Annotated in this window: 11 protein-coding genes and 1 pseudogene; 9 read left to right on the forward strand and 3 right to left on the reverse strand. The window is 41.7% G+C overall.

Annotated features, from left to right (window positions below):
• Positions 1 to 69: 69 nt before the first annotated feature.
• A complete protein-coding gene (locus F7734_RS58205) occupies positions 70 to 459 on the reverse strand; it encodes a hypothetical protein (protein WP_155753267.1) in 390 nt (129 codons plus the stop codon).
• Between the two features lie 585 nt (positions 460 to 1,044).
• On the opposite strand from F7734_RS58205, the gene F7734_RS58210 reads away from it, so the two are divergent.
• Positions 1,045 to 1,638, forward strand: a complete 594-nt coding sequence (locus F7734_RS58210; protein WP_347566471.1) for a M23 family metallopeptidase — start codon at positions 1,045 to 1,047, stop codon at positions 1,636 to 1,638.
• A gap of 104 nt (positions 1,639 to 1,742) precedes the next feature.
• Here F7734_RS58210 and ftsH read toward each other — a convergent pair whose 3' ends face one another.
• Positions 1,743 to 3,653, reverse strand: a complete 1,911-nt coding sequence (gene ftsH / locus F7734_RS58215; protein ID WP_207714464.1) for an ATP-dependent zinc metalloprotease FtsH — start codon at positions 3,651 to 3,653, stop codon at positions 1,743 to 1,745.
• 509 nt (positions 3,654 to 4,162) lie between these two features.
• Between ftsH and F7734_RS58220 the strand changes: the two genes are divergently transcribed.
• The 4 genes from F7734_RS58220 to F7734_RS58235 all read left to right on the forward strand — a co-directional run bounded on the left by F7734_RS58220 (position 4,163) and on the right by F7734_RS58235 (position 6,255).
• A complete protein-coding gene (locus tag F7734_RS58220; protein WP_155753253.1) occupies positions 4,163 to 4,708 on the forward strand; it encodes an NADPH-dependent FMN reductase in 546 nt (181 codons plus the stop codon).
• Positions 4,709 to 5,146: 438 nt separating this feature from the next.
• Entirely contained in the window at positions 5,147 to 5,320 is a 174-nt protein-coding gene (locus F7734_RS58225) for a hypothetical protein (protein WP_166482805.1), read from the forward strand.
• 106 nt (positions 5,321 to 5,426) lie between these two features.
• Positions 5,427 to 5,618: a hypothetical protein gene (locus F7734_RS58230; RefSeq protein WP_155753257.1), complete on the forward strand. Its 192-nt coding sequence runs from the start codon at positions 5,427 to 5,429 to the stop codon at positions 5,616 to 5,618.
• A 358-nt stretch (positions 5,619 to 5,976) separates the two neighbouring features.
• The gene (locus F7734_RS58235; protein WP_155753258.1) at positions 5,977 to 6,255 is read left to right on the forward strand and encodes a hypothetical protein; all 279 of its coding nucleotides are present in this window, start codon (positions 5,977 to 5,979) and stop codon (positions 6,253 to 6,255) included.
• Between the two features lie 155 nt (positions 6,256 to 6,410).
• Here the strand turns inward: F7734_RS58235 and F7734_RS58240 are convergent.
• A pseudogene (locus F7734_RS58240) lies at positions 6,411 to 6,791 on the reverse strand (efflux RND transporter permease subunit); the annotation flags it as partial.
• Positions 6,792 to 7,138: 347 nt separating this feature from the next.
• On the opposite strand from F7734_RS58240, the gene F7734_RS58245 reads away from it, so the two are divergent.
• The 4 genes from F7734_RS58245 to F7734_RS58260 all read left to right on the forward strand — a co-directional run bounded on the left by F7734_RS58245 (position 7,139) and on the right by F7734_RS58260 (position 11,075).
• On the forward strand, positions 7,139 to 9,583 hold the full coding sequence (locus F7734_RS58245; protein ID WP_155753260.1) for an HAD-IC family P-type ATPase: 2,445 nt from the start codon (positions 7,139 to 7,141) through the stop codon (positions 9,581 to 9,583).
• A gap of 228 nt (positions 9,584 to 9,811) precedes the next feature.
• Positions 9,812 to 10,012 (forward strand): type II toxin-antitoxin system HicB family antitoxin, encoded by a 201-nt coding sequence (locus F7734_RS58250; RefSeq protein ID WP_155753262.1) that lies wholly within the window; start codon positions 9,812 to 9,814, stop codon positions 10,010 to 10,012.
• Entirely contained in the window at positions 10,009 to 10,221 is a 213-nt protein-coding gene (locus tag F7734_RS58255; RefSeq protein WP_155753264.1) for a type II toxin-antitoxin system HicA family toxin, read from the forward strand. Before F7734_RS58250 ends, F7734_RS58255 begins: the two co-directional genes overlap by 4 nt.
• 215 nt (positions 10,222 to 10,436) lie before the next feature.
• The gene (locus tag F7734_RS58260; RefSeq protein WP_155753265.1) at positions 10,437 to 11,075 is read left to right on the forward strand and encodes a hypothetical protein; all 639 of its coding nucleotides are present in this window, start codon (positions 10,437 to 10,439) and stop codon (positions 11,073 to 11,075) included.
• The last annotated feature ends 154 nt before the right edge of the window (positions 11,076 to 11,229 follow it).

An 11,229-nucleotide genomic window follows, 5' to 3' on the forward strand; every position in this document is an offset into this window, starting at 1 on the left:
CATAATTCATAATTCATAATTCATAATTCATAATTCATAATTCATAATTCATAATTCATAATTCATAATTCATAATTCATCCTTTTTGCCATCGCGCCGTCCGAGTTCGTAAACTCCCGAACCGATACAAGCCAGTATCCCCATGCTGATAGACCAACTTTGACCCAAGCTAACTTCTACTCCCCAGTTACACAGAGCACCGATCGCCAGAAAAGGCAGAATGCTAAAAAGCGAAGCGTACAGGGCATTTTGAGATTCCCTTGCCTTTTTGGTTTTTTCAAATTCCGATTGGCTCATGTAAAGCGATCTCTCGGCGAAATTAAACCAGCTATTGAGTTGTAGAGCCACCCATTCACTGGCACTGGAAAATCCCAAATACAATGCTAACGACCACAAAGTTGTTCCAGCGATCGCTATCTTATCGAACTCAAGGCTAAAAGGCAATATTTCAGTGAGCATGACGAACGAAGGTACTGTAGATGATGCTTTTGGTGCTTCTATCGAAGCCAAATCTACTTTTCAACTAAAGGTATTCTGATACCCTATCAGCATTTTTACTTACTCTCCACTCTACCATTGGGATGATTTTTTGGTAATATAATTCGGTGGAAAAAACAAAAATAAAACAATTTTCATCTTTCATCATGGTGCCATAGGGTAAAAGCGAACAGATGTCAATCACGTATCGACTATCAGATTCAAACATCTGCTGCATTTAAATTCTGCCTACTAATTTACAGATAAATCATCGCTTAGAGGAATTTTAAAATGAGTCAGTGGCGACAAACAGTAGTAATTTCTGTAGTCACACTATTGGTATCAGGATTGAGTATTGCTAATTTGAATACTCTCTTGCCCAAAGAAAACAAAAACGTTAATGCGTTTTCCTTTATTTCAATCCCCGAGCAAGATTCACACAGTCCCACTCAGACTCCCATAGCAAGAATACCACGCTCATCAACACCAGATGCGATCGCGAAGCGCAAGCCGTACCCGGCTATCGCACCGGGCGCAAGCCGTACCCGGCTTATCGCACCGCGTCAAATTCAGCAAAAATCAAGCTTACAAGCAACAAATAATAACAGTTGGTTAGCAGCCTCTTTTCCCGTGGAAAATTTCAAGGCATACACATCAGCATTTGGATATCGCCCCTCTGCAACGGGTGGTTCTAAGTGGGAATTTCACAGTGGCATAGATATAGCCGCACCACAAGGAAGTTACATTCGCAACTGGTGGGCTGGTAGAATCAGTAAGGTAGGCGATCGCAACGCTTGCGGTACTCATGTTGTTATTGAATCCGGTCCGTGGGAACACACCTACTGCCATATGGAAGGGCACGTAGAAAGCGCCAGTGGTCGTCGATACCTAATAGATCGAAACGGCGGCATTCAACTTTGGGAAGGACAGGCAGTCCCAGCTGGATTCAGGATTGGTCGGGTAGGGATGACTGGGCGTACAACAGGTCCTCATCTCCACTGGGGATTAAAATACGCCAAAAACTACGTAGATCCAGCAGTCGTTCTACGGGCAATGTTTTCACAGCAACAAGTTGCAAGAGCATCATCACAAAAATGGACTCCCCAACAATCGCAAGTCATAATTGAGGAGTCTAAATATCAACGAGATTCTAATTATTAGTTGGTGGTTAGTGGTTGGTGGTTAGTGGTTAGTGGTAACAACCAACAACCAACAACTAACAACTAACAACTAACAACTATCAACTATCAACTAACAACCAACCACTAACCAAACACCACTATTTTTTGTTTTTCTGGCAGTTCAGTATACTCCGAAACAATTTTGCGGAATTGCTCGCCCTCAATGGTTTCCTGTTCAACCAATAAATCCACCAAGCGATCCACTAAAGAACGGTTTTCACGGATAATACGACGGGCTTCTTGGTAGCAAATATTTGCCATTTCCCTGACTTGTCTGTCAATTTTGGTAGCCATCTCTTCTGAATAGTCATTGCGAGTCATCCAATCCCGACCGAGGAAAACATCACTGTTTTGATTTTCAAGAGCCACTAACCCCAGTTCCGACATTCCGTACATTGTCACCATCTTACGTGCAAGATTAGCCACGACTTTCAAATCGCTACTAGCACCACCCGTAACCTCATATTCTCCAAAGACTTCTGTTTCTGCTGCTTTTCCACCCAATGTCATGGTAATGTTATCCATCAACCAAGCCCGACTGTAAAGCCCGCTATCAATCATTTCTTCGTTCAAAATTTGCTGCGAAAAACCACCGACTCCTCCAGAACGGGGAATAATGGTCACCTTATTGAGTGGGTCAGCATTTTCTAAAAGTGTAGCTAAAAGAGCGTGTCCAACTTCATGGTAAGCAATCAACCGCTTTTTCTTACTATCTAAGAGTGGATTGAGAGTTAAACCAATCGTCAAACGGTCAATAGCATCGTCAATTTCTAGCTGTGTAATTGCTTCTTTTCGCCTGCGTGCAGTTAAAATAGCAGCTTCATTTAAAAGGTTTGCCAAATCTGCTCCTGTAAAACCGGGCGTGCGACGCGCAACCACTTCTAAGGAAACAGATGGGTCTACTTTCTTATTTCGGGCATGAACTTGTAAAATAGAGAGGCGACCTTTCCGGTCTGGCGCATCTACAATAACTTGTCTGTCAAATCTTCCGGGTCTGAGCAAAGCAGCATCTAAGACATCAGGACGGTTAGTGGCTGCTATGATGATGATGCCCGTGTTACCCTCAAAGCCATCCATTTCAGTCAGTAATTGGTTGAGGGTTTGCTCCCGTTCGTCATTTCCACCGCCAATTCCAGCACCCCTTTGCCGTCCTACAGCGTCAATTTCATCTATAAATATTAGACACGGAGCATTTTCTTTTGCTTTTTTAAATAAATCTCGCACCCGAGACGCACCGACCCCAACAAACATTTCCACAAATTCCGAACCGGAAATGCTAAAGAACGGAACACCAGCTTCACCTGCGATCGCTTTTGCTAAAAGTGTTTTACCTGTCCCAGGAGGACCAATGAGTAATACTCCTTTGGGAATACGTGCGCCAACTGCAGTAAATTTTTCAGGTTGTTTGAGGAAAGTAACAACCTCTTGAAGTTCTTCTTTAGCTTCTTCAATACCAGCGACATCATCAAACTTGACTCCAGTTTTTGCCTCCATCTGGAAGCGTGCTCTAGATTTGCCAAAATTCATGGCTTGGCTAGAAGCATTTGTGGAGCGGCGTAAAAACAGCAACATCAAAGCCACGAGTGGTAAAATCCACATTAAGTTAATCAAAAGGCTGACAGCCGCTCTACTGTTAGCAGAGGAAACTTCCTCAAACTCTACTTTCCTTTCTTTTAGTCTGTTAATTAACTCTGGATTTTGTTCTAAAAGCCGCACCTGCTGTGGTTGTGTATCTGGCTTTTGATCTTTTAAATACACTCTTGCGACTTGTTCGGTTTCATCAAGCTCTACTCTTGCAACTTCTCCACTTTGAACTTTCTGGATTAAATCGCCATAAGATAGGGCTTGAGATTCACGTTCTGCCTTTTGTGCCAGCGCGGAGGCTCCTCCCGATACACTAGGCAAGACGAGCAAACTGGCAGCCAGCGCTCCAGTTAAGGCAGCCCGCTTTACTGTTTGCTTTTTCATCGATGTTTTTTTCTCAACCTTTTTCATAAATAACTACCCTTTTTGTGCTGGCAGAAGCTGAGCGCTCATTTTTATGGCTGTTCTTCTAGCAAATAATTTTTTGGTGTCTAATTGTCTAGTGTAGCTTCCACAAAAAACCATTCCCAAGTTTTTCTCTTGCATACGTCTACTCTTTACATAACATCTGCTCCTGTACCTGTTCACCCCTCACCTCGTTCCCAGCCTCGTTCACCTCGTTCCCAGCCTGAGGCTGGGAATGCCTGACCGGAGGCTCCGCCTCCTATGCCGATCTACTACGCTCGGCGGAGCCAGCTGTGCTGCATTCTGTGCTAGAGGTTGGGAACGAGAAAGTGGTGAATGAGAGGCCAAACTCATTCTCTGTAGCAGAAAAATCTCTCCCAGTTGTGATTTTACACATTCTGTCACAACTCGCTAATCTGTAAGCTAAGATATAAACATACTCGTAATGACTACGTTTTGCAAAAACTAGCCTTTGAATTAAAGCTAGCTATAAATTGAGACCTGGTGAGTTAGGTATGGTAAAAATTGTTGGAATTGGTGGCAGTTTAAGAACAGAGTCTTACACGCAAGTCGCTTTGAAGATAGCTGCACAACGACTTGAAGCCTTGGGAGCAGAAGTTGAAATTCTCGACTTGCGGCAAATGCAGTTACCATTTTGTAATGGCGAAGAGGAATATCCAGATTACCCAGATGTTCAGCGCATGCGTGATGCAGTCAGTCAAGCTGACGGGTTAATTTTGGCAACACCAGAGTATCATGGTGGCGTCAGTGGTGTCCTCAAAAATGCCCTCGATTTGATGAGTTTCGATCAATTGGCTGGCAAAGTTACTGGGCTTATCAGTATTTTGGGAGGACAACCCAATAGTAATGCTCTAAACGATTTGCGAATTATTATCAGATGGGTTCACGGTTGGGTCATTCCAGAACAGGTTGCGATCGGACAAGCGTGGAAAGCTTTTAGTCCTGAAGGTAAACTTTTAGATGAGAAGCTTTCACAACGGTTTGACCAATTTGCCCAAAGTTTGGTTGAAAATACACGCAAGTTGCGTTCTGTAAATTAAAAATCACACTTCCATGCGGGAATTACACTCTGCTCTAAGCAAGTTGACCATTACGATGGGGAAATTTTCGTTAGAGTAGAACTGTAATACCATCAAACTGCCTCATCTTTGGCAATCTCTCGATCAATTTGTTCGCGATTTTGTTCATAATAATCCCAAGCCGCACTAAGGTCGGATGTCGTCAACGCAGGATAGTTTGCCATAGACCATCCTGGCAATCTCCCGTGTAATAAGGAGTTTGTCAGCTTAGTCTTTACAATCCCTTTGCCCAATATTTAGTTAGAGGGTTATTTAGGCAGTAACAAAGTGACTTTCTCAGTAAACAACAGACAAGCTATTATAGTCTCACTATAGCTTGATAAAGTCTTTTGTAAAAACCACTATCTCCTTTGTAGCTTCCGCATGAGTAAAAATACGCTTATCAAAACAATTTTGCTTATGGCAGCAAATCCAAGAAACACTTCTCAGTTAAGACTTGATGAAGAGGTGCGGGAGATTGAAGAGGGATTGCGACGAGCTTCTAAGCGCGAACAGTTTAAGCTAAAGCAGAGGTGGGCCGTGCGATCGCACGGACCGCCGCCAGTTCAATACTTGCAATTGACCCGGAGCTAAAAAATCACCCGCACCTGAAAGCAGAATTAGAAAGGCGCGGCTACTTGGATATAAATACAAACCCTTTAAATTAAGACGACACGCAAAACTTGTAAATTTTTCGTGAATGAACAAGCCCCTTTCATCCCTCTCAATTCTCCGTATTAGTTACAGTATTATTGGAGGTTTGGCGGGGAGCGTTGAAGACTATCAAAATAATGCACGTAACCTATCCAGTTCAGAATTGGGACAAGTTATATCAAACTTGGAAAAAGCTTTACCATCCATCACTTCAGAAGATGTACTGATAATTCGGTGATGCTCAAACATTGAAATTTTAAGAAGCTAAAGTTTCTGATTTGCAAGAATTGACCTGAGTGGAAACAGAAGTATGCCGCTCGCGAAATTCTTCAAATACATTAAAGAATAAATCCAAAGCTTTTTGCTCATCTTCCGCATAAAAAAGTAATGGTTAATTGCAGATATTATTGAAGAAATAACTTCTGAATCTTCGAGCATAAGTGGAATATTTAAAGTAGCAGCTATACCTAGAGCCATTGAAGCCTACAAAAGTATTGGATTTGAGGAGAATCCAGATGGTTCTAGAGAAATGGTGTTAACAGAAGAAAGAGCGATACAATTTTTAGAAGAGTATAGACGGCGTTGGAAGTAAGGTTATGTCATCAGAAGAAGCAAATACTTGGATTGATAAAGTTGAAGAGCTAGGAAGTAATCTATTTGCAGGGAGAGAACTTACACATGAAGAATCATTACAATTGTTTGATTATTATTTAAGTGGAAAATATCTTATTCGGAACTTAGAAATAGTGCGAAAGGAAAAACAAAAAGCCTTAGACGAAGTAACCCACTTAGAAGCAGCAGAACAACGGATTTTAGAGAAAATGCAAAAGCAAAACATTTGTATTACATCTCACAAAAATAATGAGGTTTCATGAATCAACATAACAGTAGATTTGTGGGTCAAGTCTAGGGTTCTTATGAGCCAGTAACCAATAGACATCTCCAGAAATTAATTATGCATTACCCAAAAGTCTTGGTAGGGGCGCAACGCCTTGCGCCCTTACACCTTTTCCGGAGATGTCTAATGACTGGTCACAGGTCCCGGTAACCGCGATAGAAAGGTTGACACCCGATTCTGTACGTCTACTGCAGCAATGTCCTGGTCTGTCCCCAGTTCAAACGTCAAGTTAATGCTACTCGTTCCATCATTGGCGCTTGTAGATTTGATGTATCGCACACCCTCAATACCATTGAGTTGTTGCTCCAAAATGTTGGTTACAGTAGATTCAACGACTTCTGCATTTGCCCCAACATAGTTTGAAGTTACCGTAACTAGAGGCGGCGCAATTTCCGGATACTGAGGAACTGGCAGTGTCGGAATACAGGCTATCCCAAGTAGTGTAATGATGATAGAGCAAACTGTTGCAAAGACAGGTCGTTTGATAAAGGAGGCAGAAATGGAAAAAATCATAGAGTCACAGTCAGTGGTAGTGGACACTGGCGATTCGCGTTGGTTACCAGCCGCAATTTGCTCATTTCCAAGCGTCGCTGCTTCTAACCTGTCCTTGACAAGTCGAAAAAATGCCAAATAATAAATCTATCTTTGGATATAATTTGGTACTTACCTAAGGAGGAACAAACTATGTAATTAACCTGACAATTCTAGCAAAAACATCAAGATTTGCTGTGAAGGAATTATGAACGTTGAAACCAATTTCAAGAATAGTTTTACTTATTGTCAATTGACTCATTAGGAACCATTGTTTGCCTCAATTGATGCAACATTGTGTAGAGATGAGCGTCATTTAAAGATTATTTATGCAGATATCAAAGCTCCAAGGGTTGAGCGAACAAGAAGTCAAAGAAAGGCGTATAGCAGGAAAGAGTAACAATGTCAACCTGCCAACTAGCCGTTCTTACTTTCAAATTTTACGTGAGAACCTTTTTACTTTTATCAACGCAGTTTTTTTTGCCATTAGCGGTGTTTTTCTATTTTTACAGCGTCCTTCTGATGCTATCTTTGTAGCCGTTATCATTTTTAGTGGTGTTGTTATTGGTATCTGCCAAGAAATTTGGGCAAAGCGAAAACTCGATAAAATTGCTCTGCTCACTCGCCCCGTGGCAACTGTCATTCGAGACGGCAAAGAATATACTATCGATCCAAAGGAAATTGTTTTGGGAGATATCCTCCTACTCTATTCTGGGGAACAAATCCTAGTAGATGGTAAGATTGTTGGTGAAGGACGGATTGAGGTGGATGAGTCACTCCTGACGGGTGAATCGGATCTCATCCCAAAAATAGAGGGACAAGAAGTTTACTCTGGTAGCTTTTGTGTCAGCGGACGTGCTTGCTATGAAGCGCAGAAGGTGGGTACTGAAACAGTTGCTTATCAACTGATGGCTGGTGCAAGAGAGTTTCGGCAAGTTTATACCCCACTTCAGCAAGAAATTAACTTAATTATTCGGATACTTTTACTTCTAGCTTGCTTTTTGTGGATTTTGATTGCAATTAGTTTTATTATCCGCTCTCAATCATTAAATGAAATTGTTCAAAGAGCAGCTGTGATTGCAGGTTTGATTCCGGCGGGGCTTTTAATTGCAATCACACTTGCTTATGTTATGGGTGCGGTTCAGATGCTGGGAAAAAATATCTTAATCCAGCAAACGAATGCTGTAGAGTCTTTAAGTAATGTTGATGTGTTGTGTCTTGATAAAACAGGAACGCTCACAACCAATCAAATTGAATTGCATGACCTTTATCCCATAGAAATTTCTGTAGGCGATCTTCGCTCTATACTGGGTGATTATGCTGCCAGTACTCAGTCAGGCAATCGCACAACAGTTGCCATCCTCAACGGTTGCTTCGGTTATACCAAGTCTATCAAAACGGAGGTTCCTTTTTCTAGCGATCGCAAGTGGAGTTCGGTCGTCTTTAACGAGCCAGACAGGAATGGTACATATGTATTAGGTGCGCCTGAGGTTTTATCACTGGTTACACCCTTGGATGCAACAGCGAAAAATTACATTCAGCAACAAATTAACCAAGGATTCCGAGTTCTGCTGTTTGCTCACAGCCCGGACTTTGTTTCTGTGGAAGCAAATAACACTCCTTCCTTACCACCAGAACTGAGTGCGATCGGGATATTAAGTTTTAGCGATCGCTTGCGAAAAGGAGCAAGTGAAACACTACAAGGTTTTGCCAAAGCAGGAATTGCAGTCAAAATCATTTCTGGAGATAATCCTCAAACAGTAGCAGCCATTGCTTTACAAGCAGGTTTTAGCGAAGAAATCAAGCTGATTTCTGGTGCTGAATTAGAGCAAATGAACGATGTCCAATTTGCTCATGCGGCTGCCAGTTATAATGTGTTTGGACGAATTAAGCCCCAACAGAAAGCCAAAATTGTCAAAAGTCTCAGAGATGCAGGACATTACGTTGCTATGACAGGAGATGGAGTTAACGATGTCCTCTCCCTTAAGATGGCAAATTTAGGAATTGCCATGGAAAGTGGCTCTCAAGCAACGAGAGGTATTGCTGATATAGTTTTGCTCAAAGATTCCTTTGAAGCATTACCCCCTGCCTTTTTAGAAGGGCAAAGAATTCGCAATGGTATCCGTGATGTCATGAAACTTTTTATGGTGCGAGTTTGCTGTGTCGCACTCCTCATTTTTGCTACTGCAATTGTCTCCGATAGCTTCCCGTTAATGAACAAACACAGCGCAATTGTCACTCTTGTTGGCGTTGGTATTCCTACCATGTTTATTCCTGTTTGGGCGCAGCCGGGAGAACAATCAAAACGAAGTATGGTGCGTTCAATTCTCCACTTTATTATTCCTGCTAGTTTGTCTATCACTTTGGTAGCTTTGATTGTTTATCTTTTCTACTTAGTTAGTGCCATACTCGATCTACCACCAGCTGCTGGAATTGCTAGAGTCGATTATGAAATTCCTCGCACAGCACTTGTGACTATTTTGGTATTTTGCGAACTGCTATTAATTCCTTTTCTGAAACCGCCTACAACAGCATGGGTTGCGGCTGAACCTCTCAGTGGTGACTGGCGTTATTTCAGAGTGGCAGGGATTCTAATTGTTACTTATTTATTAATTTTATATATTCCTCCTATCCGTGAATTTTTTGAATTAGCGCCAATTTCACCTGTCAATTGCTTGTGGTTGGGGTTAGTTGCTATAGAGTGGAGTTTCATTGTGCGTTTGATGTGGCGAACACGATTTTTAGACCGCTTTTTGGGGGTTGATTTGGAGTAATATCGTACTGTAAACGCGAGTCTAGCATTATTTTTTGCGATTCGCGAAACGACTACTCCTTTTCTACTCGAAGACTATTATAAAAAAAAGCATACTCAATGCGAGTGCTAAGGAATTGAATTTCCTATTGCACATGACTTTCAAAATTTAAATGTGTTTGTCTTACAGTGGAAGCACAGAAAATGCCCAATGCGTTAAAATTTATGAGTACAGACTGATGGATAGTTTATGAAAATTAAAGCGGTTATTTGGCAAGAAAATGGAGTGTGGTGTGGTTCTGTACCTGCATTACCAGGATGTCATAGTTGGGGAGAGAGCTACGAACACTTGCTAGAGATGTTACAGGAAGCTGTTCAAGGTTGGTTAGAAGTTGCAAGTGAGCGGGAAGAAATTGAGCCAGAGAAGCAGTTAGTTGAGCTATCGATATGAAAGCTATTTCTGGTAAGGCTCTATGTAAAGTAGTTGAAAGGCATGGTTGGGAGTTGAAGCGAATAACTGGCAGCCATCATATTTATGCCAAAGAAGATGTTCCTGCCATCCTTTCCATACCCGTTCATAGTAATCGAGATTTGCCAATAGGAACTTTGAAAAGCATCATGAAAGATGCGGGAATTCCGGAAAAAGATTTGGAAGAATAATTATCTCAAGAAAGCTGCTTTCTCCACCACAAAAAATCTCTAATCAGGTGATTGTACAGTCACAATGGCTCGCATACCTAATCTTAACAGGTTTTGCGATAAGCTGAGTACAGCTTGCGCTTCGCAATCGCATAGGTGGGTTCAGCCATTTTGAATCAGATATTGTATAAAGGGAGCGGTAGAACCAAAAATGCTAAGAAAAAAGAACAGTCGCAATGCCTCCTGAACAAATACAAATGAACCAAGTCTTACCACCAAAAAATTCCAAGTATAAAGTTACATTGCTAGAAATAATTGCTGTGTTTTTTGGGGCTATTTTTCTAGTCATGATTGGTATCACTGGGTTAGCTATTCAATTTACAACCAATGCCTTTAAGCCACAAAGAGCAGAAGCTATAGCGAGGAGCATTATGAACTATAGCTTTCCAGACGGTTCTCAAGGTGTACTTGGTTTAAATTTAGCAGGAGCGCAAATAGCACTCATTACTAGTAACGGTGACAATCCGGACATACGGCTTTTGGTTGCTAGGGTTGTCATTGATTCGCAAACAGATAAAAAGCAAGTTGAGCAAATTCTAGATAGCACTTTTCTAGGAGACAGAGATAATTTTCAAGTCTCTACTTCTAGATCGGAACCTAAAAAACTTTGTGGTTCGCCTACCCAGGTAACTGTGGAAGAAGGAGTGACGAAATCACCAGACGATGCCAAAACTCAGTTTACTATTAGTTACAAAACGAGTGTGGTAATTGGTAAGAACCGCTATTTTGTTATTGTACTAGCTCACGGTGCGGATGGCGTGCAAAAAGCAGAAACAGTTTTTAACTCTCTCAGGTGCAAGTTACCTGAAAGTTAATTAAGATTACGTTCTGAGTTGGCACTTTTCATTGCACCATAAAGTAGAGGATAAATTTATTCTACTTTCAGCGTCAGGGGCAAGTCATTTAAATAACGTAACCCGGATTTACAGACTGCTGTTCCATGGGGGATGGGGAGACAGGGGGAAAAGG

The organism is Scytonema sp. UIC 10036, assembly GCF_009725235.1.

Bases quoted from the DNA above. Each gene is read 5' to 3' on its own strand.
- F7734_RS58205 (WP_155753267.1), bottom strand. From the start codon at position 459: ATGCTCACTGAAATATTGCCTTTTAGCCTTGAGTTCGATAAGATAGCG.
- ftsH (WP_207714464.1), bottom strand. From the start codon at position 3,653: ATGAAAAAGGTTGAGAAAAAAACATCGATGAAAAAGCAAACAGTAAAG.
- F7734_RS58220 (WP_155753253.1), top strand. From the start codon at position 4,163: ATGGTAAAAATTGTTGGAATTGGTGGCAGTTTAAGAACAGAGTCTTAC.
- F7734_RS58225 (WP_166482805.1), top strand. From the start codon at position 5,147: ATGGCAGCAAATCCAAGAAACACTTCTCAGTTAAGACTTGATGAAGAG.
- F7734_RS58230 (WP_155753257.1), top strand. From the start codon at position 5,427: ATGAACAAGCCCCTTTCATCCCTCTCAATTCTCCGTATTAGTTACAGT.
- F7734_RS58235 (WP_155753258.1), top strand. From the start codon at position 5,977: ATGTCATCAGAAGAAGCAAATACTTGGATTGATAAAGTTGAAGAGCTA.
- F7734_RS58245 (WP_155753260.1), top strand. From the start codon at position 7,139: ATGCAGATATCAAAGCTCCAAGGGTTGAGCGAACAAGAAGTCAAAGAA.
- F7734_RS58250 (WP_155753262.1), top strand. From the start codon at position 9,812: ATGAAAATTAAAGCGGTTATTTGGCAAGAAAATGGAGTGTGGTGTGGT.
- F7734_RS58255 (WP_155753264.1), top strand. From the start codon at position 10,009: ATGAAAGCTATTTCTGGTAAGGCTCTATGTAAAGTAGTTGAAAGGCAT.
- F7734_RS58260 (WP_155753265.1), top strand. From the start codon at position 10,437: ATGCCTCCTGAACAAATACAAATGAACCAAGTCTTACCACCAAAAAAT.